The sequence below is a fragment of the Streptomyces sp. NPDC031497 genome, from assembly GCF_055580905.1.
In genome coordinates this window covers 304,124-329,981 of sequence record NZ_JBVIKO010000002.1, presented here as the reverse complement: position 1 = coordinate 329,981, position 25,858 = coordinate 304,124, and the positions used below count along the sequence as shown (strand labels likewise).

General features: G+C 71.0%; 20 protein-coding genes. 13 read left to right on the top strand and 7 right to left on the bottom strand.

From position 1 onward, the window contains the following. Positions 1–58: 58 nt before the first annotated feature. Positions 59–1,519 (bottom strand): hypothetical protein, encoded by a 1,461-nt coding sequence (locus ACZ5K7_RS04770; RefSeq protein WP_351700886.1) that lies wholly within the window; start codon positions 1,517–1,519, stop codon positions 59–61. 255 nt (positions 1,520–1,774) lie between these two features. Between ACZ5K7_RS04770 and ACZ5K7_RS04765 the strand changes: the two genes are divergently transcribed. Both ACZ5K7_RS04765 and ACZ5K7_RS04760 read left to right on the top strand, forming a co-directional pair. After that, entirely contained in the window at positions 1,775–2,179 is a 405-nt protein-coding gene (locus tag ACZ5K7_RS04765; protein ID WP_351700883.1) for a hypothetical protein, read from the top strand. Positions 2,180–2,215: 36 nt separating this feature from the next. After that, the gene (locus ACZ5K7_RS04760; RefSeq protein WP_468910398.1) at positions 2,216–3,088 is read left to right on the top strand and encodes a spermidine synthase; all 873 of its coding nucleotides are present in this window, start codon (positions 2,216–2,218) and stop codon (positions 3,086–3,088) included. A gap of 144 nt (positions 3,089–3,232) precedes the next feature. Here ACZ5K7_RS04760 and ACZ5K7_RS04755 read toward each other — a convergent pair whose 3' ends face one another. Further along, a complete protein-coding gene (locus tag ACZ5K7_RS04755; RefSeq protein ID WP_351700877.1) occupies positions 3,233–3,664 on the bottom strand; it encodes a MarR family winged helix-turn-helix transcriptional regulator in 432 nt (143 codons plus the stop codon). 210 nt (positions 3,665–3,874) lie between these two features. Between ACZ5K7_RS04755 and ACZ5K7_RS04750 the strand changes: the two genes are divergently transcribed. Beyond that, positions 3,875–4,840 (top strand): zinc-binding dehydrogenase, encoded by a 966-nt coding sequence (locus tag ACZ5K7_RS04750; protein ID WP_351700874.1) that lies wholly within the window; start codon positions 3,875–3,877, stop codon positions 4,838–4,840. A gap of 228 nt (positions 4,841–5,068) precedes the next feature. Continuing rightward, positions 5,069–7,681 (top strand): FUSC family protein, encoded by a 2,613-nt coding sequence (locus ACZ5K7_RS04745; RefSeq protein WP_468910393.1) that lies wholly within the window; start codon positions 5,069–5,071, stop codon positions 7,679–7,681. Between the two features lie 153 nt (positions 7,682–7,834). On the opposite strand, the gene ACZ5K7_RS04740 is transcribed toward ACZ5K7_RS04745, so the two are convergent. Then, a complete protein-coding gene (locus ACZ5K7_RS04740; protein WP_468910391.1) occupies positions 7,835–8,365 on the bottom strand; it encodes a hypothetical protein in 531 nt (176 codons plus the stop codon). A gap of 98 nt (positions 8,366–8,463) precedes the next feature. Here ACZ5K7_RS04740 and ACZ5K7_RS04735 point away from each other — a divergent pair, with 98 nt between their 5' ends. From ACZ5K7_RS04735 to ACZ5K7_RS04725, 3 genes are all read left to right on the top strand, one after another. Then, positions 8,464–9,174 (top strand): response regulator transcription factor, encoded by a 711-nt coding sequence (locus ACZ5K7_RS04735; protein WP_351700865.1) that lies wholly within the window; start codon positions 8,464–8,466, stop codon positions 9,172–9,174. Beyond that, positions 9,171–10,598 carry a sensor histidine kinase gene (locus ACZ5K7_RS04730; RefSeq protein ID WP_351700862.1) on the top strand — a complete coding sequence of 476 codons (1,428 nt, stop codon included), beginning with the start codon at positions 9,171–9,173 and terminating at the stop codon, positions 10,596–10,598. The genes ACZ5K7_RS04735 and ACZ5K7_RS04730 overlap by 4 nt, the downstream gene beginning before the upstream one ends. A gap of 130 nt (positions 10,599–10,728) precedes the next feature. Beyond that, a complete protein-coding gene (locus tag ACZ5K7_RS04725) occupies positions 10,729–12,222 on the top strand; it encodes a glycoside hydrolase family 18 protein (protein ID WP_468910387.1) in 1,494 nt (497 codons plus the stop codon). Positions 12,223–12,276: 54 nt separating this feature from the next. Here the strand turns inward: ACZ5K7_RS04725 and ACZ5K7_RS04720 are convergent, their stop codons facing one another. The 4 genes from ACZ5K7_RS04720 to ACZ5K7_RS04705 all read right to left on the bottom strand — a co-directional run bounded on the left by ACZ5K7_RS04720 (position 12,277) and on the right by ACZ5K7_RS04705 (position 17,081). Next, positions 12,277–13,695 carry a GH1 family beta-glucosidase gene (locus tag ACZ5K7_RS04720; protein ID WP_468910384.1) on the bottom strand — a complete coding sequence of 473 codons (1,419 nt, stop codon included), beginning with the start codon at positions 13,693–13,695 and terminating at the stop codon, positions 12,277–12,279. Between the two features lie 131 nt (positions 13,696–13,826). After that, positions 13,827–14,729, bottom strand: a complete 903-nt coding sequence (locus ACZ5K7_RS04715; protein ID WP_351700853.1) for a carbohydrate ABC transporter permease — start codon at positions 14,727–14,729, stop codon at positions 13,827–13,829. A gap of 10 nt (positions 14,730–14,739) precedes the next feature. After that, positions 14,740–15,750 (bottom strand): carbohydrate ABC transporter permease, encoded by a 1,011-nt coding sequence (locus ACZ5K7_RS04710; RefSeq protein WP_351701548.1) that lies wholly within the window; start codon positions 15,748–15,750, stop codon positions 14,740–14,742. A gap of 5 nt (positions 15,751–15,755) precedes the next feature. Continuing rightward, positions 15,756–17,081, bottom strand: a complete 1,326-nt coding sequence (locus ACZ5K7_RS04705; protein WP_351700850.1) for an ABC transporter substrate-binding protein — start codon at positions 17,079–17,081, stop codon at positions 15,756–15,758. A 407-nt stretch (positions 17,082–17,488) separates the two neighbouring features. On the opposite strand from ACZ5K7_RS04705, the gene ACZ5K7_RS04700 reads away from it, so the two are divergent. From ACZ5K7_RS04700 to ACZ5K7_RS04675, 6 genes are all read left to right on the top strand, one after another. Next, positions 17,489–18,544 carry a LacI family DNA-binding transcriptional regulator gene (locus tag ACZ5K7_RS04700; protein ID WP_351700847.1) on the top strand — a complete coding sequence of 352 codons (1,056 nt, stop codon included), beginning with the start codon at positions 17,489–17,491 and terminating at the stop codon, positions 18,542–18,544. Between the two features lie 90 nt (positions 18,545–18,634). Beyond that, positions 18,635–18,772: a hypothetical protein gene (locus tag ACZ5K7_RS04695; RefSeq protein ID WP_468910380.1), complete on the top strand. Its 138-nt coding sequence runs from the start codon at positions 18,635–18,637 to the stop codon at positions 18,770–18,772. A 633-nt stretch (positions 18,773–19,405) separates the two neighbouring features. After that, the gene (locus ACZ5K7_RS04690; protein ID WP_468910377.1) at positions 19,406–21,589 is read left to right on the top strand and encodes a hypothetical protein; all 2,184 of its coding nucleotides are present in this window, start codon (positions 19,406–19,408) and stop codon (positions 21,587–21,589) included. Positions 21,590–21,705: 116 nt separating this feature from the next. Continuing rightward, positions 21,706–23,328 (top strand): GT4 family glycosyltransferase PelF, encoded by a 1,623-nt coding sequence (gene pelF / locus ACZ5K7_RS04685; RefSeq protein WP_468910374.1) that lies wholly within the window; start codon positions 21,706–21,708, stop codon positions 23,326–23,328. Beyond that, the gene (locus ACZ5K7_RS04680; protein WP_468910372.1) at positions 23,325–24,674 is read left to right on the top strand and encodes a hypothetical protein; all 1,350 of its coding nucleotides are present in this window, start codon (positions 23,325–23,327) and stop codon (positions 24,672–24,674) included. The genes pelF and ACZ5K7_RS04680 overlap by 4 nt, the downstream gene beginning before the upstream one ends. A 118-nt stretch (positions 24,675–24,792) precedes the next feature. Beyond that, positions 24,793–25,800 (top strand): SDR family NAD(P)-dependent oxidoreductase, encoded by a 1,008-nt coding sequence (locus tag ACZ5K7_RS04675; RefSeq protein WP_351700837.1) that lies wholly within the window; start codon positions 24,793–24,795, stop codon positions 25,798–25,800. The last annotated feature ends 58 nt before the right edge of the window (positions 25,801–25,858 follow it).

Sequence of the window (25,858 nt, the reverse complement as noted above, 5' to 3'; positions counted from 1 at the left end):
TCAGGGGCGCGGGGAACTGCGCGACCAGCCCCCACGCACCCGCACTCGAATCCCGGCGCTACACAACCCTCGGTGTCGACGCGTGCCGGTCCAGGAACTCCTGGACCCCGCTCGCCCGCCGATGCGGCAACAGCACCCGCGCCGTGCCCGCCAGCATCCCCTGGATCCGGGACGACTGGACCTGGCCCAGCAGGTCCAGCACCCTCAGCCCCGCCATCGCCGCCTCGTCGGGACGCCCTCCACGGGCGAGGTCGTCCGCGAGCTCTGCCGTGTACAGCGCGATGTTCCTCGTGAAGTGCGGATCCTGCAGCTCGGCGGCCCTGCGCGCATGCCGTGAGGCCCGCCGCCAGTCGCCCAGCGTGGACCAGCACTGCGCCTCAAGGCCCTCCAGCTCGGCCTCTCCGTAGAAGCTCATCCACTCGGGGTCGGCGTCCGAGTGGCCTCGCTCGAAGAGGGCCTGCGCCCGGACCAGGGCCTGCTCGCAGCCGGTGCGGTCGGCGAGCCCCGCCCAGCCGCCCGCCTCGCGCAGCGCGAGCAGGGACATCAGGCGGGCCGAGCCCAGCGGCCGGCCGACCCGCTGCGCGGCCTGCGCCGCGCGCACCGCTTCCCTCGGCCGCCCCGCGTCCCGCGCGAGGAACGCCGTGTTGCAGAAGGCGTGCGCCTCCAGCCCCGGGTCACCGGTCATCCGCGCCGTCGCCAGCGCCTCCGCGTAGTGCGAGCGGGCGTCGTCGAAGCGGCCGGAGTCGTGGGCCAGCCAGCCCACCGAGATGGCCAGTTCACCGGCGCCCGAGTGCAGACGGTCGGCGGTCGTCTGCCGGGTCGCGCCGGCGTCCAGCAGCGCGTACGCCGCGCGCAGCGGAGCCGCCGCGCGCCGGTACAGTCCGTCCGCGCCGTGCCGGTCGTCGAGCAGACGGATCCGGCGTACGGCCTCCTCCAGGGCGGCCGCGTGCGAGGACCCGGCACGGTGGACCGGCCGGTCCACCGCCACGGCGTCGATGGTGGACCCCAGCGGGCCCAGCGTGGCGGCGGCCACTGTGGCGCCCCCGCCGGTCATGAATAGGCGACGCAGCACGTCGCTCTCCTCGTAGTTGTCGTGCGTCTCGTACGTGTCCTGCGGGTGATACGTGTCCGGCGGTTGAAACTCGTCCGGCGGGTCATACGGCTCGACGGCGCTTTGCGTCTCACCTCTCACGAGTGCGAGGGGCGTGTCCTCGGGCGGCCGTGCCCCGCGTCCGCGGACGGAGGAGCGGGGCGCGAAGCCGAGGTCGGCGAGCGTGCGACCGGGGAACATATGCAGGAACACCCGTTCGTACGCGTAGTTCGGGCAGCGGATCTCACCCGCCTCGACCCGGCCGATGTAGCGCGCGTCACAGCTCACCCGCTCGCCGATCTCGCGGGCGGCACGCCGAACCAGCGCGGCGAACTCGGCCGGCGAGTGCCGGCCGCGCAGTTGCCGGAAGGCGAGGTTCGGCCGTACCGGCCGATCGGGCTGCGACGGGGTCGTGGTTGACGACGCCATGGCCGGGTCCTCTCGTGCGAACCGTCGAACCATGCCGGACTCGTGGTGAGTTGTCCGAGTGGACCCTTGGTTCCGGCGGGCAAGAACGTACCTGCTGTGTCGGACTCGTGACGCTGTGTTTGGCTACAAACCGGATATCTCATGCACGATCTGCCATGAACTGCCATCCTTTGCGGCTGACTTCCGCCGTAGCCGTTGACGCGGTGGCGCGTTGGACGTCATGGACTGCAAGAGGGCTGCGCGGTGGAGGCCGGGATGGAGACCAGCCAGAGCAACGATCCTTGTACGCCGTCGACGACTTCGGCGGCAGACGATGCGGGATGCGACCTCGTGACGGTGCCGGCCCGGCAGGGCCTGGAGGCGGTCGACATCCTGCGCCGGGGGACCGGGGAGGGGGTGGGGCCTGTGCTTCACGACGACGGGGGCGACACCCTCGGCTTCGTGGTGCCGGCCGGTACGGCGGCGGGCTGGGACGTCCCCGGCAGCACCTGCACCGGCACCGACGGGCGCGGACTGCGGCTCAACCCCGAGCCGCCGGTCGAGGGCTCCGACTGGCTGCTGCCGCCCGGTGAGGCCGACCTCGCGACGGACCCGGCGGTGCTGCGCCGGGCGCTCGGGGAGGCGGCGAGGCTGATCAAGGCCGCGGACAGCTGCTGCTGAATTTCCGGTACGGCCGCTGCCTGCGAAAATGGCGGAATGGGCAAGTCCAGGAATTCACGGCGCCGGTCGGCTGCCGCCGCCGAGGCCGTTGTCGAGACCGTCGACTGCGGCCTCGCCCAGCTCATACCCGACCCCGAGCGCGGCCGTGCCTGGACCCTGCTCATCGACGGCGCCCCGCAGTCACACGTCGACCTCGACGATCCCGCGTACCTCTCCTTCGAGTACCAGCGCCGCCTCGGCCATGTGATCGACCTGGTCGCACCGCCGGGCAGACCGGTACAGGTGCTGCACCTCGGGGGCGGGGCGTTCACGCTGGCGCGGTACGTCGCGGCGACCCGGCCCCGGTCCACGCAGCAGATCGTCGAACGGGACGCGGCCCTCGTCCAACTGGTCCGGCGGGAGCTGCCGCTGGATCCGAACGCGCGGATACGGGTGCGGTCCCTGGACGCCCGGGAAGGGCTGGCCAAGGTGTCGGAGGGGTGGGCGGACCTGGTCATAGCGGATGTGTTCAGCGGGGCGCGCACGCCGGCGCACCTGACGTCCACGGAGTTCCTGGACGAGGTCCGGAGAGTCCTGCGGCCGGGCGGTGCCTACGCGGCGAACCTCGCGGACGGGCCGCCGCTCGCGCACCTCAGGGGGCAGATCGCCACGGCGGGGGCGCGGTTCGCGGAGATCGCGGTGGTGGCGGACGCGGCGTTGTGGCGGGGGAAGCGGTTCGGCAACGCGGTGCTGGTGGCGGCCGATGTGCCGTTGCCCGTCGGCGAGCTGACTCGGCGTAGTGCTTCTGATCCGCACCCTGGGCGGGTCGAACACGGGCGGGGGGTGAGGGACTTCGCCGGCGGGGCGGTTGCCGTGACCGACGACGCGGCGGTGGCTTCGCCCGCTCCGCCGCCCTCGGTCTTCCGCTGAGGCTGACGGCCGGTGGGGGGGCGGGTGCGTACCCGCCGCGGTAGCCGCGTGGTCGACACCGCGCGGGGAAGGGGATGACCTCCCAGGAGCCGGCAGGCCAGGACCGCACGGTGCGGCGGGCCTCACCGTGCCCCACTCGCCCGGCTATTGGTCGAGCACGCGTCGGAGCAGCTTTTCGAAGGTGGCCAGCTGGGTGGGAGTGGCCGTGCCGATCGCGGTGAGAAGCCGGGCCGTGCCCTCGTTGAGCCGGCTGACGGTATCGGCGCCCGCGGTGGTGAGTGAGATGCGCTTGGCGCGAAGGTCGTCGGGGTCGGGTTCGACGGCGATGAGGTCGCGTTCGCGCAGTCGCTGCACCACCCCCGTGAGGTTGGACGGGTCGCAGCCCATGCGCTGGGCCAGTTCACGGATGGAACCGGGCTGGGCGGCGGTTCCGAGAAGGATGGCCTGGGTCCGGGTGAGGCCGAGTTCGCCGGCGTGGGAGTCCATCTCGTGCGCGTAGGTCGCGACGAGCAGCCGCATCAGCTGCTGGACGGCCGCCAGCTGGGCGCTGGTGTCCTGTGCCTGCCTGGTTCCCATGGGTTGGCTGTCCTCACGTCCCCTTGCTGGTCGAAGAACCATGGTAACCGGGTGCCGGAAGGCGCAGAAGAATGGTTCCACTCAAGCAGGATTACATGAAGACATCATGCGTACTCGGACCATTTTGCATGAGGTCTTCATGTATGTAGCCTACAGCCTCACAGAGCCTCGCGGTGCGTCGCGCCGCCATCTGAACGAGGAGGACCTGCCTTGCGCGTCATTTCCGTTCCCGCTTTCGGATCACCCGACGTTCTTCGCGTCGAGGAGCGGCCCGTCCCCGAGCTGTCCCCGAGCGAGGTGCTCGTCGAGGTCAGGGCCGCCGGCGTCAATCTCATGGACAGCTACCTGCGTCGCGGCCTGGTGGAAGGTGTCGTACCGCCGGTGTCTCCGGGCGCCGACGGCGCCGGCGTGGTCGTCGCCGTCGGCGCGGACTCCACGGCCAGGATCGGCGACCGGGTCGCCTGGCAGTTCGTGCTCGGCAGCTACGCCGACATGGTGGCGGTTCCGCACGAGCGCCTCGTCCCGATTCCCGACGACGTGACCTTCGAGGCCGCCGCGGGCGGGCTGATGCAGGGGCTGACGGCACAGCACCTGTGCCACGACGCCGTTCCCGTTCCCGGCGGCACGGTGGCGCTGGTGCACTCCGCCGCCAGCGGTGTCGGCCGCATGCTGACGCAGTTGATCACCGCCCGCGGCGCGCGTGTGATCGCCACGGTCTCCCGCGCCCACAAGGCCCGCTCGGCCGCGGAGGCGGGCGCCTGGAAGGTGCTGGTCCGTGACGAGACCGCGGACCTGGGTGCTGCCATCCGGGAGCTCACCAACGGTGAGGGCGTGGACTTCGCGTTCGACGGCACGGGCAGGAGCCTGTTCGACGTCAGCGTCTCGTCGCTGCGCCACAAGGGTGTCTTCGTCCACTACGGGCGCGCGGGGGGAGCCATTCCGCCGCTGGATCTGTGGGAGCAGCCCGACGGCGTTCACCTGGTCCACGTCCGGGGTGACGCCCCCCACGAGTCGACCGGTCAATGGCGGCAGCGTGCCTCCCAGGTGATGCGGTGGATCGGCGACGGCACGCTCGATGTCCTGATCGACCGGACGTATCCCTTGGAGGATGCCGCCCAGGCGCACCGTGATCTCGAATCCCAGGAGACCGTCGGCAAGCTGCTGCTCATTCCGTGACCCCTGCTGAACAGCGACCCCGGGACCGCCGAACTCCGCGCGTCCCGCCCTCCCGACTGTGACGTCCGTCCATTCAGATACATGAGGCCTTCAAGTACTTTGCTTGAAGGCTTCATGTATGTAGTGTGCGGTAAACGGCCGCCATGTGATCGGCGGCGAGCCGCTCCGGGCCACGACTGACCATCATGAGGAGAACCACGTGCATCCGCTGACTTCGGTAGGTCGGCCATGGCGATGATCGACGCCGTCGATCGTTATCTCGGGTCCGACCCGGGCGGCGAGCGCGTCCGGACGGCGACAAACGGGGCGATCGCTGTTCTGGCGGCGATCGGGGCCTCCGCGCTGCTCGATGCCCGCTTCCACATGTTCGAAGTGGCCGCATCGGCCCCAGGGGCTGGGGTCATCAATCATTCGGCCCCGCTGCTTGTGTCGATACTCGGCGCGTCGGTTGCGCTGACGGCGTCGTTCGTCGTGGGCGAGCGGACCGTGCGCGCGCGTGCGCTGACGACGCTGATCGCCTGCCTCGGCATGTGGGCGGGCCTGTCCCTGGCGATAGCCGTACACCCCCATCGGCTCGTGGGACTGGTCCTGCTGGTCGCCGTTCCGGCCGTCGGCGCCTGGTTCCGACGCTACGGGGCACGTGCGTTCGCGACCGGGTTCCCGATCCACGTCGGCTATCTGATCGGTTTCCTCGCCGGCGGCCAGATCGGCGTCGACCAGCTCGCGTGGCCCGGGGCCGTCATCGGTGTGGCCGGCGCGGCGACCTTCGTCGTCGGTCTGGCGTTGGTACCGGGCTACGCGCATGCGACGGCGCGAATGCAGCGCTCCTACCGCGCCCGTGCCCGTCGGGTTCTCGCTGTGACCGGTGCGTTGATGGACACGCCCGTGCACACCCCCGCCGATCACCGGCTCGCGCGACGGCTGCGGCGACTGGTCGTGCGTCTCAATGAGACCGCGCTGGTGCTCGACACCCAGTTGGTCACCGCCCCGGCCGACGGCAACGACACGGTTGCCGGGGACCGACGTCGCTCACTGTTCGAACACGAGCGCGCCGTGGTCACCCTGGCACGGCTCGCGCAACGACATGCGCACCGTCAGCTGAGCCGCGAGGCACGGGCTGAGGCCCGAGCGGTCGTCACGGCCGCGCGTGAGCTGGATCTCGCCGCTCTCGAAACGGCCGCGCACCGTTTCGAGCGCTACCGGCCGGCCGACCCCGTGCCGCGCTCCGGGAGCCGCGAGGACCTCGGTGCCGGCGCGGCCGGGGGTGCCGGAGAGATCGCCGAGCGTTACCACGAGGCGGCCTGCGCGCTGGTGTCCGCCATCGGCAGCACCGACGCGGACCCTTCTGCGCAACAGGAACCCCGTCCCGCGGTGCACCTGATCGGCGGTTGGCTGCCGGGTTCGGGGATCGTGAACGCGACGGCATCGTCCAAACAGGGCACCGCACGGGTGGACCGGATCTCACTGACCGTGAGCACGCGGGTCTCGCTGCAACTGGCCGTCGCGCTCGGTCTGGCGGTCTTCTTCGGCGACATGCTCAGCCCGTCGCACCTGCTGTGGGCTGTCGTCTCGGTGTACGTCACGTTCCTCGGTTCCTCCAGTGACCGCGAACAGTTGCGCAAGTCCGTGTTCCGCGTCCTCGGCACGTTGGCAGGCGTGGTGGCCGGTGACGGCCTTGCCCGGCTGACCGGGACACAGCCGGTGGCATCGATGGCCGTGGTCGTCCTGGCGGCGTTCCTGATGTCGTACTTCGGCAGGATCAACTACGCCCTCGTCGTCGGCGCGGCCACCCTGGGGGTCGCGCAGTTCTACGCGCAGGCCGGCGAACTGACTTCCTCGCTGCTGGCCACGCGTGTCGAGGAGACCGCCCTGGGAGCGGCGTGCGCGATCGTCGTCGGGCTGGTCGTGCTGCCGCTGCGCACGACACACGCGGCCCAGGTCGGTCTGGCCGGCTATCTGCGTGCGCTGGCGCGGATACTCGACGGCCTCCTCGCGCCCGACGGGCCGACCGCCGGGAGCGGCGCGCGGACCGACACCCGCGTCCTCGACGCCGGCTTCCACGCCGCGACCGCGACGATCCGCCCGCTGGTCAGGACACTCCTCGGCACCGCCAACCATCGATGCCCGGAGACGCTGCGACTGGTGGATCTGTCCCACGAACTCGGTCGCACCATCGTGCACGACAGTTCGGTACTGGCACACCGCGGAAACGACCTGACGGAACTGGCCGGCATCACCCACCGGGCGGCATCGGCAGCCCGGGCTGTGGCGGACGACCTGGACGGCCAGGAGCCCGGCCCGCCCGCCCCTTCCGCCCTCGCCGCGCCGGAACCGGTGCGTCCCGAACGGCAGCCGTCGGTCACCGGTAGCCTGCGCTCCGAGCTTGAGGACATCGAGGGCGTGCTCACCGAGCTGGCCCTGATGCGCGGGCTGGCGATCCCGGACGTCGCGACGGCCGCACACGGGCACGGCCGCCCTGGACCCGGACGGGCCGTGGGCCCGTCCCGTCCCGCCGGGAGAACCGGTGCGCCAGTCGTCCAGCCGGTCACCGCCACGCCGGGCCCTTCCCGAAACACCGCCACGGCGACCGTCAGCGGCGCGCTGCGCTGCCCGCTGCACCCCGACGGCTGCGAGGCATGGATCACCGTGGTGGCCGACCGGGGCAACCGCTGGACGCAGGCCAGAGTGGAGAGCGGCCTCTACCAGATCACCGGACTGCCCCCGGGCGGATACACACTGATCGCCTCCGCCGCACAGCACGCCCCGCATGCCGAATTCCTGCTCGTGGAGCGGGCCGGCCGAGAAATCAGCCATGACATAGCACTGGACCCCGCCCGCTGATCGACGTTCGCGACAGACCGGGGCGCATCCGGCGTGCCGGCCGACTCCGGCACCTCACCGGAGACCGCCGTCGCCGCCATCGCGTCACGGGCGGGCAACCCGCGGGTGACTCCGGTGCCGTGCGCCGTGCATGACGAAGCACCACCAGGTCGTTCAGTAAGTCTCGACCTGCACCTGCGGCGGGCCGTCGTGCCAGGTGCAGAACACCGACACCCGGTCCGTGCTCCTGCTGAACTCGATGCGGATCCAGGACTCCGTCTTCCAGACCTGCATCGACCAGCCCGTTCCCGGTGTCGCCGAGACGAGGGTCGCGCTCGTGTCGCCCAGGTCGAAGACCGCCCGGCCGCCGTCGGTGTCATAGGCCTTGACCGCGCCGGTCGCGGCGGTCGCGGCGGCGGTGGACGGGGTCGGGGTGGGCGTCGGGATGCGGGAGGGCGTCGGGGCCGGAGTCGCCGACGGGCGTCGGGAGGCGGTGGGCGAGGGGCTCGGTGGGCGGGACGTGGCCGGCGCCAGCGGCTTGGAGCCCTGCGTCGTCGGGTCGTCGTCCGCCGCCGTGACGGGCAGCGCCCGCGGCGGGTCGTAGGCCGTGCCGGCCATCACCGTGTGGACACCCCACCACGACAGCGTGACCGCCGCGCCCGTGGCGAGCAGCCAAGCCAGTACGTGTACGAGTCCTCTGCGCATCGCGGGCCATACTGCCTCAGGGGTACCGCCGTGCGCACTCGACCCGAGTTATCCACAGGCTCCGACCGGCGCCTGCCGCATGGCGTACGGTGCGGCGCATGGCAAGTGTGCTCGTGGTCGAGGACGACCAGTTCGTACGCTCGGCGCTGATCCGGCATCTCACCGACGCCTCGCACACCGTGCGCAGCGTCGGTACGGCACTGGAGGCGCTGCGCGAGGTCGCCCATTTCCGCTTCGACGTGGTCGTCCTGGACCTCGGACTGCCGGACCTGGACGGCTCCGAGGCCCTGAAGATGCTGCGCGGGATCACCGACGTACCGGTGATCATCGCCACCGCCCGGGACGACGAGACGGAGATCGTCCGGCTGCTCAACGCCGGTGCGGACGACTACCTGACCAAGCCGTTCTCCGTCGAGCATCTGTCGGCGCGGATGTCCGCCGTGCTGCGCCGGGCGCGGTCGGGCGGGGGCGAGGCGGCGCCGTCGAGCGTGCTGCGGGTCGGCGGGCTGGCCGTCGACCCGCTGCGCCGGCAGGCCGAGTTGGACGGGGTGCGGCTGGATCTCACCCGGCGTGAGTTCGATCTGCTGGCGTTTCTGGCCGGGCGGCCCGGAGTCGTCGTACCGCGCAAGGAGCTGCTGGCGGAGGTGTGGCAGCAGTCCTACGGGGACGACCAGACCATCGACGTGCATCTGTCGTGGCTGCGGCGGAAGTTGGGGGAGACGGCGGCCCGGCCGCGGTATCTGCACACGCTTCGGGGGGTCGGCGTGAAGCTGGAGCCGCCCGGCGGGGAAGCGAGGCCGGTCGGATGAGATGGGCTCTGGTCAAGGTCTGTCTGGCGGTCACCGCGATGGTCGTGGTCGCCTTCGCCGTTCCGCTCGGCCTGGTCGTCAAGGAGCTGGCCCGCGACCGCGCGTTCTCCAACGCCGAGCGGGAGGCCGCCGCCGTCGCCCCGGCCCTGTCCATCACCACCGACCGAGACAAGCTGGAGCGGGTGGTGGCCGCGGCCGGCGCCGACCGGGGCATGGCCGTGCACATACCCGCGTCCGGAGACGGTGCCGCCGTCGACATCGGGCGGCAGCGCGCCGCCGACCGGGACATCGCGACCGTGCGGAAGCTGGGGCGTGCCTCCACGACCGGGGTGGCGGGCGGCTCGACCCTGCTGCAGCCCGTGGCGCTCGGCTCCGGTGCCATCGCGGTCGTCGAGGTGTACGTCCCCGAGTCCGAGGTGACCAACGGCGTCTCCACGGCCTGGGCGGTGCTCGCCGCCGTCGGCCTGGCGCTGGTCGTCGGCTCGGTCGCCGTCGCCGACCGGCTGGGCGTACGGATGGTGCGGCCCGCCCAGCGGCTGGTGGAGGGCGCGCACGAACTGGGGGAGGGCAGGCTGGGTTCGCGGGTGCCCGAGGAAGGACCGACCGAACTGCGGCTGGCGGCCGCCGCGTTCAACTCGATGGCCGACCAGGTCGTCCAACTGCTCGCGAACGAGCGGGAGCTGGCCGCCGATCTGTCGCACCGGCTGCGCACCCCGCTCACCGTGCTGCGGCTCAACGCGGCCTCGCTCGGCGACGGGCCGGCCGCCGAGCAGACCCGGGCCGCCGTCGCCCAGCTGGAGCGGGAGGTCGACACCATCATCCGGACCGCCCGGGAGGCCAAACCGCAGACGGCGGCCGCCGGGCCGGGCGCCGGATGCGACGCGGCCGAGGTGGTGCGGGAGCGGATGGGGTTCTGGTCGGCGCTCGCGGAGGACGAGGGCCGCAAGTGGCGGGTGGCCGGCGTCGACCGGCCGGTACGCATACCCGTGGCCCGCGCCGATCTGGCCGCCGCGCTGGACGCGCTGCTCGGCAACGTCTTCCGGCACACCGCCGAGGGCACCGCCTTCGCGGTCGACGTGCACAACGGGGACGACGCGGTCATCGTGCTGGTCTCCGACGCCGGGCAGGGCATTCGGGACCCGGAGGCGGCGATGGCCCGGGGGCGGGGTTCCGGGGCGGCCGGGTCGACCGGGCTCGGCCTGGACATCGTGCGCCGGCTCGCCGAGTCGACGGGCGGGGACGTGCGGATCGGCTCGTCGGTGCTCGGGGGCACCGAGGTGCGGATCTGGATCCAGCTGGACGGCGGGACACCGGAGCGGAAGGGGCATCGGGGGTCGGTGCGCAGACGCCGTTCGCGCAGGCAGTCGGGGGAGTCGGGCAGGAGAGGAACCGGGGAGACCAAGAAAATTGGTCTCGACCTTTAATCGGTCCCGATCCCTTCCTTAAGCGCACCCTAAGATCCCCAACGCCCGTCCCTATCAGGCCGTTTGTCCGAATCCCGGTCGCTAGCGTGCTGCCGCACCCCCCAATCGGCAGGCGAAGGCAGGCACGCGCATGAGCACGCACCGGCGCAGCATCAGTGGCAGAAACAAGGCGATAGGCGGTCTGGTCGCGGCGGCCGTGGTCGGGGGCGGGGCGTTCCTGTTCACCGGTATCGCGCAGGCGGCCGGGGTCGGCGCCGCGTACACCAAGACCAGCGACTGGTCGACCGGGTACACCGCGCAGTACGTCGTGACGAACAACAGCGGTGCCACGGAGAAGGACTGGACGCTGGAGTTCGACCTGCCGGCCGGTGCAAAGCTCAGCTCGCTGTGGAACGCCGAGTCCACGGTCAGCGGGCAGCACGTCACCGTGAAGCCGCCGAAGTGGGACACGGACGGCCTCGCGGCCGACGAGTCGGTCACCGTCGGCTTCGTGGTCAACGGCAGCGGGGACCCGACCGGTTGCCGTATCGACAACGCGAGCTGTTCGGCGGACGGCACGGCGACCCCGGAACCCAGCGGCCGCCCGACGCAGTCCACCACGCCGACCGCGACCCCGACAGCCGCGACCCCGACGGCCTCCGCCTCCTCCACCCCCACCGCGTCGGCGACCCCCACCGCGACGGCCACCCCCACCGCGTCCCCCACCCAGAGCAGCGGCACCGGCACCACGGCCTCCGCCGGCTTCGCCCCGTACGTCGACACTTCCCTCTACCCGGCGTTCGACCTCCTCGCGGCCGCCGACGCGACCGGCGTGAAGAACTACAACCTCGCCTTCGTCACCGACGGCGGTGGCTGCACGCCCAAGTGGGGCGGGGTGACGGACCTGGCCAGTGACGGCGTGGCCTCCCAGATCGGCGCCCTGCGCGCCAAGGGCGGTGACGTCCGGGTCTCCTTCGGCGGCGCCTCCGGTTCGGAACTCGCGACCACCTGCTCCTCGGCGGACGCGCTGGCGACGGCGTACGGCAAGGCCGTGGACGCCTACGACCTGACCAAGGTCGACTTCGACGTGGAGGGCGGCGCGCTGCCCAACACCACGGCGAACACCAACCGCGCGAAGGCCATCGCCAAGCTCCAGGCGAGCCACCCGAACCTGGACGTCTCCTTCACCCTCCCGGTCATGCCGGAGGGCCTCACCCAGGACGGGGTGAACCTGCTCGCCGACGCCAAGGCCAACGGCGTGAAGATCAGCACCGTGAACATCATGGCGATGGACTACGGCGCCTCGTACAACGGCGACATGGGCACCTACGCCACCCAGGCCGCCACCGCCACCCAGGCCCAGGTCAAGAGCGTCCTCGGCCTCTCCGACTCCGCCGCCTGGAAGGCGGTCGCCGTCACCCCGATGATCGGCGTCAACGACGTCTCCACCGAGGTCTTCAAGGTGGACGACGCCACCCAGCTCGTCGACTTCGCCAAGTCCAAGGGCCTCGGCGGCCTGTCGATGTGGTCCGCCACCCGCGACCAGCAGTGCGCGGGCGGCACCAAGCCCACCGCCGACGCCACCTGCAGCTCGATCACCCAGGACAAGTACGCCTTCTCGAAGGCGTTCGCGACGATCGGCTGACTCGATCGTGAGAAAGCGAAGGGGCGCGGTACCCCCTGGACCGCGCCCCCGGTCTCAGGCCGCCGGCCGGGCCGGCGGCAGGGTTCCCGTGCGGGCCGCCTCCGCGTACCAGTGGGCGCTCGACTTCGGGGTGCGGGCGAGGGTCGCGTAGTCGACGTACACCGCCCCGAACCTCTTGTCGTAGCCGTACGCCCACTCGAAGTTGTCCATCAGGGACCACAGGTAGTAGCCCCGCACGTCCGCGCCGTCGGTGATCGCGCGGCGCACCGCCGAGAGGTGGCCGTGCAGATAGGCGATGCGCTCCGGGTCGTGGACCCGGCCGTCGGGGTCGGGCTTGTCGTCGTAGGCCGCGCCGTTCTCGGTGATGTAGAGGGGCAGGCCCGGGGCCTCGGCGGTGTACCGCATGATCAGGTCGTGCAGGCCGCTCGGGTCGATGGTCCAGCCCATCTCGGTGCGCTCGCCGGGGGTCTGGTGGAAGGCGATGTCGTCGGCGCCCGGCCAGGGGGAGTGGGCGCTCGCGCCGTGGCCGTCCGACCGCGGGCCGGTCACCGAGCCGGACGCCGCCGACACCAGGGTGGGCGTGTAGTAGTTCAGCCCGAGGGCGTCCAGCGGCTGCTGGATGGCGGCGAGGTCGCCGTCCAGGACGTACGACCAGTCGGTCACCGACGCCGTCGCCGCGAACAGCGACCGGGGGTAGGCGCCGTGCAGGATCGGGCCGTGGAAGACGCCGTTGGCCAGGTCGTCGATGGTCCGGACCGCCGCCAGGTCGGCCGGGTCCTGCGAAAGGGGCCGTACGACGGAGGAGTTGAGGCTGATCGCGATCTGGTTGCGGGCCGGCATCGCCGTACGCAGCGCCGACGTGGCGAGGCCGTGCGCGAGGTTGAGGTGGTGGGCTGCGCGCAGGGTGGCCGCCGGGTCGGTACGGCCGGGGGCGTGCACCCCGGAGCCGTAGCCCAGAAAGGCGCTGCACCAGGGCTCGTTGAGGGTGATCCACTGCTCTACGCGGTCGCCGAGCGCCTCGCCGAGGATCTGGGCGTACTCGGCGAACCGGTACGCCGTGTCCCGCTCCGGCCAGCCGCCCGCGTCCTCCAGCTCCTGCGGCAGGTCCCAGTGGTAGAGGGTGACGGCGGGCTTGATGCCCTTGGCCAGCAGCTCGTCGACCAGCCGGCGGTAGAAGTCCAGGCCGACCTGGACCGCCGGGCCGCGTCCGGTCGGCTGGACACGCGACCAGGAGACCGAGAACCGGTAGGCGTTCAGACCCAGGTCCGCCATCAGCGCCACGTCGTCGCGGTAGCGGTGGTAGTGGTCGACAGCGATGTCACCGGTCTCGCCGCCGGCCGTCCTGCCCGGCGTATGGCTGAAGGTGTCCCAGATCGAGGGGGTGCGGCCGTCCTCCCGCACCGCCCCCTCGATCTGGTACGCGGAGGTCGCGGCGCCCCAGAGGAAGGCGGGAGGAAAGGTCACGGAAGTCATGGGTTCAGGCATGGAAGCGCTCCCATAGGAGGTCGTGGAGACCGACGGGTAGACGAAGGGACAGAGGGAGTGGCGGGAGGTGCGGAGGGGCCGGGACGGCGGTGACCCGGCCCCCTTCGTTCCGCGGGCGGTCAGCCCTTCACCGCGCCCTGCATGATGCCGCCCACGATCTGCTTGCCGAAGATCGCGAAGACGAGCAGCAACGGCAGCGTGCCCAGCAGCGCGCCCGCCATGATCAGGGACTGGTCGGGGGTGTAACCGCGGCCCAGGCCCGCCAGGGCGACCTGCACGGTCGGGTTGCCGGTCTGCGTCAGGACCAGGAACGGCCACAGGAAGTCGTTCCAGGCCTGGACGAACATCAGCATGCCGAGCACCGCCATCGCCGGGCGCGCCGCCGGGAACACCACGTGCCACACCACCCGCCAGCTGCTCGCGCCGTCCACTCGGGCCGCCTCGATCAGCTCGTCCGGCAGCGCCTGGATGAGGTACTGCCGCATGAAGAACACGCCGAACGCGCTCACCAGGGACGGGAAGATCACCGCCTGCAACTGGTCCGCCCAGTTCAGCTTGGCGACCATCATGTAGAGCGGGATGATGCTGAGCTGCGGCGGCACCATCATCGTGCCGATCACCATCAGCATCAGGATGTTACGGCCCCGGAAGCGCAGCTTGGCGAAGGCGAACCCGGCGATCGTCGACAACGCGACGATGGTCACCGCGGAAGTCCCCGCCACGATCGTGGTGTTGAGGAACGCCTTGCCGAGGTTGGCCTCGGTCCAGGCGACGTCGAGGTTGTGGAAGAGGTTCCCGCCGAACCAGAACGGCGGCGGGGTCTCCGCCAGCCGGTTGTTGTTCCGGGAGGCGGCGATCGCCGTCCACACCAGCGGGAACAGCGAGCCGATGGAGAACAGCACGAGGACCGTGTAGGCGATCGGGCCCGCGTGCATGGTGCCGCCGGCGCGCGCGGACTTCGGGCGCCGCACCCGCTTGGGCTCGGCGTCGGACGGGGTGGTGGTCAGGGTTGTCGTCGTCACGGCCGGTCTCCTAACTACTGGCGCGCAGCCGGCGCGAGATGACGTAGTTGACGAGCCCGATCACGATGAGGATCAGGAACATCGTCCAGGCGATGGCGGAGGCACGGCCCAGGTGCTGGTTCACCCAGCCCTGCTCGTACAGGTACAGGCCGAGCGTCTGGAACTGGTGCTCCGCGCCGCCCGAAGCCCCCTTGTTGGCGTCGAAGATCAGCGGCTCGCCGAACAGCTGGCTCGCCCCGATGGTGGAGACGACACAGGTGAACAGGATCGTCGGACGCAGCTGCGGCAGCGTCACATGGAAGAACTGCTGCCAGCGCGAGGCGCCGTCCAGGGCCGCCGACTCGTACAGGTCCTGCGGGATCGCCTGCATCGCGGCCAGGTAGATCAGCGCGTTGTAGCCGGTCCAGCGCCAGATCACGATCGTCGACACCGCTATCTGGGACGGCCACTTGTCGTTCTGCCAGTCGATGTGGCCGACGCCGAAGAAGTGCAGCGCCCAGTTGATCATGCCGTAGTCGCGGCCGAACAGCAGCACGAAGACCAGGGAGGCGGCCGCGATCGACGTGGCGTACGGCGCCAGCATCACGACCCGGTAGAAGATCGAGGCACGCAGCTTGTAGTTGAGGAGGTGGGCGAGCCCCATCGCCATCAGCAGCTGCGGAACCGTCGAGATGATCCCGATGGTCAGGGTGTTCCGGGCCGCGTTCCAGAAGAAGTCGTCGCCGAAGATCCGGGTGTAGTTGTGCAGCCCGGCCCACTGCATGTCGGTGGGCGCGGTCAGCTCCACCGTGTGCAGCGAGGCCCAGCCCGTGTAGATGAGCGGGAAGAGCCCGAAGGCGACGAAGAGCAGGAAGAACGGCGAGATGAAGCCGTACGGGCTCCACTTGATGTCCCGCTGCCAGCGGCGCGAGAGACGGGTGCGGCGCCGCAGCTCCGCCTCCGTGGGAGCGGCGGGCGGGTGGACCGGGGCCGCGCCCCCCTCCTGCGCGAGGGGGGCGGCGGTGTCGTGCCGGGTGGCCATGGCGGTCACTTGTCCAGGCTGTTGTCGATGGTCTTGACCGCTGTGTTCCACGCCTCCGCGGCCGACTTGCCCTTGGTGACGAGGACGACGCCGTTGTTGGCCAGACCGTCCTGGATGATCTGGTCCTTCGGGCCGATGACCTGCACCGGGCTGCTCTTGGCGGCCTCGGCGAAGATCGTGCCGATCGGGGCGTCACCGGTCATGTCGTTCTTGGCGCCGGTCACCGCCGCCGAGGTGTAGGTCGACGGCGCGCTCGGGAAGGAGCCCTGCACGCTGAAGAGCTTGGCCTGCTGTTCGGGTGCGGTCAGCCAGGCGACCAGCTTCTCGGCCTCCGCGACGTTCTTGCCGCTCTTGGGCACGGTCAGGAAGGACCCGCCCCAGTTGCCGGCCTTCGGTGCCTGGGCCACGTCCCACTTGCCGGCCGCGTCCGCCTTCGACTGGCCCTTGATGTAGCCGAGCATCCAGGGCGGGCAGGAGATCGCCGCGAACTTGTTGTTGGCGATCGTGCTGTTCCAGGACGGCTGGAACTGGGTCTGCGCCTGGACCAGTCCTTCCTGCGCGGCCTTCGCGGTCGTGTCGAAGGCGGTCTTCACGGCGGGGTTCGTCTTGTAGATGATCTTGCCGGAGGAGTCGTAGAACTTGGTGCTCTCACTGGACAGGATCGCGTTCAGGAGACCACCGGGGGAGTCCATGAAGGTGGTTCCGGAGGGCGCCTTCTTCTTGTAGTTCTCGCCGACCTGGACGAACTTGTCCCAGCTGCCCGCCCACAGCTTGCTCACCGCGTCGCGGTCGGTGGGCAGACCGGCCTTCTGGAAGAGGTCCTTGCGGTAGCAGATGCCGAGCGGACCGACGTCGGTGCCGAGCCCGATGGTCTGGCCGCCGCTGGTCGTGGCCTGCTTCCACTTCCAGTCCAGCCAGTTGCTCTCCGAGACGCCGTTGACCTTGGACAGGTCCTCCAGCTTGTCGGCGAAGGTGCTGGTGACCTCGGCGATGTTGCTGACTTCGACCGCCTGGACGTCCATCAGACCGCTGTTGGTGGTCAGGTGGTTGACCAGCGCCGGGTAGTAGTTCGCGTTCTGCTCGACCGAGGTGTCCTTGATGGTGATGTTCGGGTGGAGCTTCTCGTACTCCTTGTAGAGCCCGGCCTCCTTGAAGCCGAACGTGCCGAACAGGCCGAGTGTGATCGTCGTCTTGCCCTTGCCGCCGCCACTGGTGTCGTCACTGCCGCCACCACTGTCGTCGGCACAGCCGGCCAGCAACGCTCCTCCCAGCGACACGACGGCCGCCAGGATTACCGCCTTGCGGGAGGCGGTTCGGGTACGTGCTCGCATTACGTCCTCCTGTTGCCCTGACGTGCCGACCCCCCGGCCAACTGCACTGTTGGGCCCGTGTGTTTCTCGCTGCGGCTCGGGCGGGGAACGTGCGGGATGTGTATGAGTCAGGTACTGTGGGAGCGCTCCCACCGGTGATGTGTTGAAGAGTCGTCGGTTCGGGGCGGGGTGTCAAGGGAGCGGGCGCGGAGGGATGTGTTCGGTTATCCGGCTGTTAGCTAACGGCGGTTGGGGGCCGGGGGCGGCGGGGCGGCGACGACGCCTGAAGGCCGGCCGGTGTCCGTAGGTGGGGGGCGTACGGGCCGGAGCGGGGCTGGTGGCGGCAGCCCCCGGGAGCGGTCGTCCCGAAAGGCGGGGCTGTTACATTCCAGGCCGGCAACAAGAACGCGGTGAGAAGGGCGGAGCCCATGGCAAGCCACGGAGCGCGGGGGCGTAGTGGTGGTCGGCCCACCCTCGAAGAGGTCGCCGCCCGGGCCGGGGTGGGGCGGGGAACCGTGTCGCGGGTGATCAACGGCTCGCCCCGGGTCAGCGACGCCACCCGGGCCGCCGTGGAGGCCGCGGTCGCCGAACTGGGCTACGTACCGAACACCGCCGCCCGGGCCCTCGCGGCCAACCGTACCGACGCCATCGCCCTGGTCGTCCCCGAGCCGGAGACCCGGTTCTTCGCGGAACCCTACTTCTCGGACATGCTCCGCGGTGTCGGCGCCGAACTCTCCGAAACCGAGATGCAGTTGCTGCTGATCTTCGCCGGCAGCGACCGGGAGCGGGACCGGCTCGCCCAGTACCTCGCGGCCCACCGGGTGGACGGCGTCCTCCTTGTGTCCGTGCACGCCGACGACCCGTTGCCCGACCTCCTCGCCCAGCTGGAGATCCCCGCCGTGATCAGCGGCCCGCGCTCCGCCGCCGAGACGCTGACCTCCGTCGACTCCGACAACTACGGCGGCGGCCGCTCCGCCGTCGAGCACCTGCTGGCAGGCGGCCGCCGGACGATCGCGCACATCACCGGCCGCCTGGACGTGTACGGCGCCCAGTGCCGCGTCGACGGCTATCGCGACGCCCTGCGGGACGCGGGCCGGGAGGTGGACGAACTCCTTGTCGTCCCCGGCGACTTCACCGAGGAGGGCGGCCGTCGGGCCATGACCCTGCTGCTGGAGCGGCGCCCCGACCTGGACGCCGTCTTCGCCGGCTCGGACGTGATGGCGGCGGGCGCCCGCCAGGTGCTGCGCGAGCTGGGCCGCCGTATCCCCGACGACGTGGCGCTGGTCGGGTACGACGACTCGGCCATCGCCCGCCACATGGACCCGCCGCTCACCAGCGTCCGCCAGCCCATCGAGGAGATGGGCCGCGCGATGATCGACCTCCTCCTCGCGGAGATCGCCGACCGCCGCCCGGCCGTCTCCCGGGGCCTGGAGCGCCGGCACGCGCTGCTCCCGACGGAGCTGGTGACACGCGCCTCCTCGTAGGATCTGTCCGGACGATCACGCCCGGTCGGCGGGCCGCTGTCGTTTCGGGCCGGGACGGCCACGTTGTTCGGCGTCCAGCAGGGGGTGCCCGTGACCGATCGCGACTGGTACGACGACAGCGACTACCGGGACGCGGTCCGGAGGTCCGGACGGGCAGCGCGGTTCGGCCGGGCGGCGATCGCCGGAACCGCGGGAGCGCTGGGCTGTGCGCTGGCCGCCCTGGCTTAGTCGTTGACCGCCATTACCACGTAAAGCCCCCCGAGGACCGCGACCGCGCAGACAAGTCTTGTCCAGACCTCGCCGTGCGTGTGACGGCCGCCCGCTTCGGCGCGTCGCCGTCGATGGGGTGCACCGCCTGAGGGATCTGGCCCGGATCCAGGGTGCAGGGTCGTTTAGCGGATGCGTGGATAATCCGTACGGTCGTCTCGTTGGAATCGCACCATCGGGTGATCCTATTAGTGGCCGGTCGGCGAAGTCCCGGGTGGGGTTCCGGCGCTTTTGCCGGCGCTTCGATTGCGTGCCGAATGAGCGCCCTGAGCTGCGTATATTCTTGATCGTTCACTCATGCGGCGGGGCATAATCGCACGCTCCGTGATTCCGTCGGACGGGCTCATGCGCGTCTGTGATGTAACAGGCGATAAGCCTCGACGGCAGGCCGGGAGGTGATATACCTCTGGGCGATGGGGGGCGCGGGGATCGGGGGATTCACGCATACGCGGTTGTATTCACTGCCGGCACGGTCGTGCCCGCAAGTAAGCAAGCCTGCGCAATTTCTATCACTGTCTGATCCGCATCTGATCGGTATCTGAATCCACTGTTATGCCGCGCCGCGCTGACCCGCGGCGCTGGGGGGAGTTCATCATGCGTCGCATGCTGTTGAAATCCGGTGTGTGCGGCAGCGCTGCCGCGCTCGCGCTCGTCACGTCGCCCATAGCGGCGAAAGCAGCCACGCTGGAGCCGAGGATCGACCTGAAGGTGCTCGTCGTCGACGACGGGGGTCCGGCCACCGGGGCCATCACCGCCGAACTCGAGTCGGCAGGTACCCCGTACACCAGGGTCAACCTGGCCGACAGCGGGCGGCCGCAGATCAACGCCGCCTTCCTCAGCGATACCGTCAGCGGCCGTCCCAGGGCCAAGTACCAGGCCGTCGTGCTGCCGAACGACAACCCGTTCGGAGCCGGCTCCGCCGAGATGGCGGCCCTGGCGACCTTCGAGCAGACCTTCGGCATCCGGCAGGCCGACGCCTACACCTACGCCAGGCCCGAGGTCGGGCTGAACTACGCGCAGGCGCCCGGGTACATCGGCTCGCTCGACGGCACCACCGCCCAGGTGACGTCCGCCGGGAAGGCCGGACCCTTCGGCTACCTCGGCGGGAACGTCCCCTTCGAGGACAACGCGCCCGACGTGTCCGAGAGCTACGGCTATCTGGCCGTGCCGCTCGCCCAACAGCAGGCCGGGGCCACGTTCACCAGCTATGTGGACGCCCCGATCCCGGGCAGCTCCGCGCGCGGCTCGCTCGTCGGCGAGTACGCCCACGACGGGCGCCGGGAACTGGTCGTCAACTTCGTCTACAACCAGTACCAGGAGCAGTACCGGCTGCTCACCCGAGGCATCGTCGAGTGGCTGACCCAGGGCATCCACCTGGGCGCCGACCGCAACTACTTCGCGGTCCACGTCGACGATGTCTTCCTCGGCGACGACCGGTGGAACACCTCGCTCAACTGCACCCCCGGAGACGTGGACTGCACCCCGGGCGAGGGCGCCACCCCCGACCCGATCCGGATGACGGCGGCGGACGCCCAGTACGCCAAGCAGTGGTCCGCCGACCACGGACTCACTCTGGACATGGTGTTCAACGGCGGCGGCAGCGAGGACTACAAGGCGGAACACGGTGGCGCCGACCCGACGGCGGACCGGCTCATCGCCGACAAGAGCGCCTTCCGCTGGGTCAACCACACCTACCAGCACCCGTTCCTGGGCTGTGTCCAGGACGTCAGCGTGGTGCCGTGGAAGTGCTCCACCGACGCAAGCGGGAAGATCCAGTGGGTCAGCCAGGCCGACATCACCTCGCAGATCACCCAGAACCGCACCTGGGCCGGCGGCAAGGGCCTCGCCCTCGACAACACGGAACTGGTCACCGGTGAGCACTCCGGGATGAAGGTGCTGCCGCAGCAGCCCGACGACAACCCCAACCTGGCCCCGTCCCTCAACGCCACCGGAGTGAAGTGGCTGGCCAGCGACAACTCCCGGGACCCACAGCAGCGCCAGATCGGCTCCGCCCTCACCGTGCCGCGTTTCCCGATGAACGTCTACTACAACGCGGGCCACTCGACCGAGGAAGTGGACGAGTACAACTACATCTACACCAGCAAGGCCGACGGCGGCAGCGGCATCTGCGAGGGCTCCTCGACCACCACCTGCCTGAGCGCCCCGCTGGACCCCCAGACCGGCTACACGTCGTACATCGTCCCGCTGGAGAGCCGCATCGCCCTCGGGCACGTGCTTTCCAACGACCCCCGGCCGGTGTACATGCACCAGTCGAACCTCGCCGAGGACCGCATCGCCTACCCGGTGCTGGACAAGATCCTGGGCGACTACACCAGCCTCTACGCCGCCAACACCCCGCTGGTCAACCTGCGGCTGAAGGACATCGGGACCGAGCTGAAGAACCGCGCCGCCTGGGCCGCCGCGGTGAAGAACAACCAGGTCACCGCCTACCGGATCGGCAACACGGTCACCATCAGCTCGCCCAGCGGCACCCAGACCAGCGCGACCATGCCCGCCGGCACCACCCAGAAGCAGCTGCTCGGCAGCACCGCCTTCGGCACCGCCTACGCCGGGCAGCTGTCCGGCTGGACCACCCCCGGCTTGCTGCAGGCCTCGATCACCCTGCAACTGACCACACAGGCCACGCCCGCGGCCCCCACCGCCACCGCCACCGGTACCGCGAAGGCAGCCGCACCGGCGCCCGCGCTGCGTGTGCCCAGTGGTGTGGCCGGCCCGGTCCCGGCAGGCCCCGGCGACACCGTCCGCCGCAAGCGCTGACTGTGATCAACGGGCACGACCTGCACGACGGGCACAACCGTCCCGGCGGGCCCAACGGGCGCCACGGGACACGGGGATACGGGGATACGGGGACCTTGACAGGGACCGACCGCACCATGCCGGCATTCGGCGACATACCGCCATCCGGCTCGGCCAGGGCCATCGCGGCCCTCAACACCGGCGCGACCCGCGTCACGATGCTCACCGAGGGCACCTACCCGCACAGCCACGGCGGAGTGAGTGTCTGGTGCGATCAGCTGGTCCACGGCATACCCGACGTGGACTTCCAGATACTCGCGGTCACCAGTGACGGCCGCGAGACCCTCACCTGGGAAACGCCCGCGCACGTCAGCAAGGTGGTCTCCATACCCACCTGGGGACCGACGCCGACCGGCCGCGCACCACGCGGCCGGCGGCTGCGGGGCTTCCTCGACACCTACGAGATGTTCCTGCTGGCACTCCTGGATCCCCGCCTCGATCCCGGCCCTGGTTCCGGCTCCCAGGCCGGCCCCAGCACCCGGGAGCGTTTCGCCGAAGGGCTGTACGGCCTCGCGGCACGGGCCGGGAACGGGGAACTGACGGCGGCGCTGCGCACCGAGGCCGCGATACGCACCCTGGCCGGCGTCTGGAACCGTCCGCACCTACCCACCCGCGCCGCCCGGCCGACCATGCACGACGTACTGACCGCGACCGACCTGCTGGAACACGCCCTGCGCCCACTGGCGGCCGCCCCACCCAGGCACGGCATCACCCACGCCGTCAGCGGCGGACTGGCGGCCCTCCCCGGACTGCTGGCCCGGCACCTGCACGGCACGCCCCTGCTGCTCACCGAACACGGCGTCTACCTGCGTGAGCGCTACCTCGGTTACGGCGCCGGCGGATACCACTGGCCGGTGAAGGCACTGCTGCTCGGCTTCTTCCGGCTGCTGGCACAGGAGACCTACGCCCGCGCCGCGCTCATCACGCCGGGAAGCCACTACAACCGACGCTGGGAGGAACGGGGCGGCACCGCGCCCGACAAGATCCGTACCGTCTACAACGGTGTGGACCCCGGGGCCTTTCCCCCCGCCGGTCCGGAACCGGAGACCCCCACGCTGACCTGGGCGGGGCGGGTCGATCCCATCAAGGACCTGGAAACGCTGATCCGGGCCTTCGCCCTGGTACGCCGGGAGATGCCCCAGGTGCGGTTGCGGCTGTTCGGCGGCACACCCAGCGGCGGCCAGGCCTACCGGGAACGCTGCCAGGCTCTCGGCCGGGACCTGGGCATCGCCGAAGCGGTGGCCTTCGAGGGCCGGGTGGAGGACATCCGCGACGCCTACGCGGCGGGCACCGTGGTCATGCTCTCCAGCATCAGCGAGGGTTTCCCCTTCACCCTCATCGAGGCCATGTCGTGCGGCCGGGCCACCGTCTCCACCGACGTCGGCGGGGTTCGCGAGGCGGTGGGCGACGCCGGACTCGTCGTACCGCCGCGCGAACCGGAGGCGATGGCACGGGCAGCCCTGGAACTGCTGCGCGCACCCGCCCGCCGGGCCCGGATGGGCGAGGCCGCGCGTCTGAGGGTGATCGAACAGTTCACACTCCGGCACACCATCGACTCCTTCCGGGAGATCTACGGCGCGCTGGCAGCGGGCGAGGACCGGACGCGCCTTTCCGAGACCCGGACGCACCTCTCCGAGACCCGGACGCGCCTGGCCGAGGACCCGGCGCCGCACGCCCGACGGGCCGGAGGTGAGTGGTGAACCGGCCCGGCGACGACCGAACCTTGCTGCTGCGCCTGCCGACCCCGCCGCAGCCACCGACCTGGGCCGACGACCCGCTCGACGGGCTCGCCGAACGGCTGGCGGACGTGTGCGGGGCCGCCGTTCACCCGGACGAGATCGCCGCGGTGCTGGAGTCCGACGGGCTGACGCACGAACAGATCACCACCCGCTACGCGCGACGGGACCTGTTCGCCGTCGCGGAGGAGCTGTACGCCCGGGTGCCGCGCCGATTCCCGGACCCCGGACCGGGGCCCGACCCATGGCGGACCAGCCCGTGGCAGTGCCTGTTGCGCGGGATGCTGTTCGGCCTGCCGGGGCTGGCCTACCTGCTGGGCGCAGGACTGCTGCCCGGCCGGGTCACCGGGCTCGCCGCCTCGGCACTCGTGGCCTGGGCCTGGAACCAGGCACTGGCCCACCGTGCCTACGTACGGCTCGCCGCGGGAGGCCGGCGGGCAGCCGCGCGGTGCCTGCTGTTCGGGGCCCCGGCCGGGGTGACGGCAGCGGCGGCGACCGCACTGGCCGTCTCGGGGGCGGGCGCCGTCCCGGCCTTCGCGGCGGGAGAGGCGCTCTATCTGGCGGCGGCCACGGTACTGCTCGTGCTGGGACGCGAACAGCACCTGCTGATCGCGCTCGTACCGACGGCGGCCGGGGCGGCCTGCGTACCGCTGTGGCGCCCCGGCCCGGTGCCGGTCGCCGTGCTGCTGCTGGTCACCGTCGCGGCTTCGGTGCTGGCGGCGGTACGGGAGATCGTACGGTCGCTGCGCACCACAAGCTCCTCGGTACCGGGCACGGCCCGGCTCACCGCCTCTGTCCCCTACGGGCTGTTCGGCCTCGCAGCCGGGGCGCTGACGCTGATGGCCCCGGCGGCGGGCAGGCCGGCCGCCGTCGTGCTGACGCTGAGCATGGGCGTGGCCGAGTGGTTGCTCTACCGCTACCGGAGCCTGACACTCACCGCCCTGCGGCACAGCCGGACTCCTCGGGGCTTCCGGCTCCGGGCGGCCGGCGTGCTCGCCCTGTGCCTCACCGAGTACCTCGCGGTGCTCGCCGCCCCGGCACTGGTCACCGGGGTGCCGCCGCTGCCGCTGCTCGCCCTCGGCGCGGCGCTCTGGGTCGCCCTGCTGCTGCAGGCGGCCGGAATCGCCTGGCCGTCCGCCGTGGCCTGCCTCGCCGCCGCCGTGGCGGAGGCGGCCCTGTCGGGCGGGACCGGCCGGGTATCGGCTCTGCTCAGCCCGGCGACCGCCGAGTTGGCGGCCTGCGGCTGCGCGACGGCGGTGCTGCTGGCGGTCGCGTGCACCCGGATGGGCCGGACCACGGCCCACCGCTGACCAGATCCCGGTGACCCGTGACCCCGTGACCCCGTGACCTCATGACGCCCCGACGCCCTGGCCGCACCGATTCAGATTCAGGTTCACCCTCACCTTCACCTTCAGAGGAGACAGATCCGTGACCTCGTCCGCTCCCACAACCGTCGCAGTAACCGGTGCCGAGGGATTCATCGGCTCGCACCTGGTGGAGGCGCTCGTCGCGTCAGGACACCGGGTACGCGCCATGGCCCAGTACAACTCCTTCTCGTCGTACGGCTGGCTGGAGACCCTGCCGCAGGACGTGATGGACAGTGTGGAGGTCGTACTCGGCGACGTACGCGACGCCGGGTCCGTGCAGCACCTGCTCACCGGCACCGAGGCGGTCTACCACCTGGCCGCGCTGATCGCGATCCCGTACTCCTACCAGGCGCCGCACAGTTATGTGGCCACCAACGTCACCGGGACGCTCAACGTGCTGGAAGCCGTACGCCGGCTCGGCATCCCCAGGATGGTGCACACCTCCACCAGCGAGACGTACGGCACCGCGCAGACCGTCCCCATCACCGAGGACCACCCGATCAACACCCAGTCCCCGTACTCCGCCTCCAAGGCGGGCGGCGACCGGCTGGCCGACGGCTACTACGCCAGCTTCGGCATCCCGGTGGTCACCCTGCGGCCGTTCAACACCTTCGGGCCGCGCCAGTCCATGCGGGCGGTGATCCCGACCGTCATCGGGCAGGTGGCGGCCGGAGAGCGGACCATCGCCCTGGGCGACCTGCGGCCCACCCGGGACTTCATGTTCGTCAAGGACACCGCCCAGGCGTTCCTCGCGGTGGGCACCGCTCCCGCCGAGGCGGTCGTCGGCAGGACGTTCAACGCCGGTACGGGCGGCGAGATCTCGGTCGGCGACCTGGTGACGCTGGTCGGCAAGCTCATGGGCGCCGAGCTCGAGGTCCGCGAGGACGCGCAGCGCATCCGGCCCGCCGCGTCCGAGGTGATGAGGCTGGTCTGCGACGCCTCCCGGCTGCGCGCCGCGACCGGCTGGGCACCGGCCCACAGCCTCCAGGAGGGGTTGGAGCAGACCGTCCGGTTCTTCTCCGACCCGGCGAACCTGGCCCGCTACAAGACCGCCATCTACAACGTCTGACGCCTGTCAGCCTCTGACGCCTTGTCAACCCCTGACGCCTCGTCGACCTCTGACGGCT

What these genes read in the sequence shown, in the direction of transcription:
- ACZ5K7_RS04770 (WP_351700886.1), bottom strand. Translation starts at nt 1,519, where the DNA reads ATGGCGTCGTCAACCACGACCCCGTCGCAGCCCGATCGGCCGGTACGG.
- ACZ5K7_RS04765 (WP_351700883.1), top strand. Translation starts at nt 1,775, where the DNA reads ATGGAGACCAGCCAGAGCAACGATCCTTGTACGCCGTCGACGACTTCG.
- ACZ5K7_RS04760 (WP_468910398.1), top strand. Translation starts at nt 2,216, where the DNA reads ATGGGCAAGTCCAGGAATTCACGGCGCCGGTCGGCTGCCGCCGCCGAG.
- ACZ5K7_RS04755 (WP_351700877.1), bottom strand. Translation starts at nt 3,664, where the DNA reads ATGGGAACCAGGCAGGCACAGGACACCAGCGCCCAGCTGGCGGCCGTC.
- ACZ5K7_RS04745 (WP_468910393.1), top strand. Translation starts at nt 5,069, where the DNA reads ATGGCGATGATCGACGCCGTCGATCGTTATCTCGGGTCCGACCCGGGC.
- ACZ5K7_RS04740 (WP_468910391.1), bottom strand. Translation starts at nt 8,365, where the DNA reads ATGCGCAGAGGACTCGTACACGTACTGGCTTGGCTGCTCGCCACGGGC.
- ACZ5K7_RS04735 (WP_351700865.1), top strand. Translation starts at nt 8,464, where the DNA reads ATGGCAAGTGTGCTCGTGGTCGAGGACGACCAGTTCGTACGCTCGGCG.
- ACZ5K7_RS04730 (WP_351700862.1), top strand. Translation starts at nt 9,171, where the DNA reads ATGAGATGGGCTCTGGTCAAGGTCTGTCTGGCGGTCACCGCGATGGTC.
- ACZ5K7_RS04725 (WP_468910387.1), top strand. Translation starts at nt 10,729, where the DNA reads ATGAGCACGCACCGGCGCAGCATCAGTGGCAGAAACAAGGCGATAGGC.
- ACZ5K7_RS04720 (WP_468910384.1), bottom strand. Translation starts at nt 13,695, where the DNA reads ATGACTTCCGTGACCTTTCCTCCCGCCTTCCTCTGGGGCGCCGCGACC.
- ACZ5K7_RS04710 (WP_351701548.1), bottom strand. Translation starts at nt 15,750, where the DNA reads ATGGCCACCCGGCACGACACCGCCGCCCCCCTCGCGCAGGAGGGGGGC.
- ACZ5K7_RS04705 (WP_351700850.1), bottom strand. Translation starts at nt 17,081, where the DNA reads ATGCGAGCACGTACCCGAACCGCCTCCCGCAAGGCGGTAATCCTGGCG.
- ACZ5K7_RS04700 (WP_351700847.1), top strand. Translation starts at nt 17,489, where the DNA reads ATGGCAAGCCACGGAGCGCGGGGGCGTAGTGGTGGTCGGCCCACCCTC.
- ACZ5K7_RS04690 (WP_468910377.1), top strand. Translation starts at nt 19,406, where the DNA reads ATGCGTCGCATGCTGTTGAAATCCGGTGTGTGCGGCAGCGCTGCCGCG.
- pelF (WP_468910374.1), top strand. Translation starts at nt 21,706, where the DNA reads ATGCCGGCATTCGGCGACATACCGCCATCCGGCTCGGCCAGGGCCATC.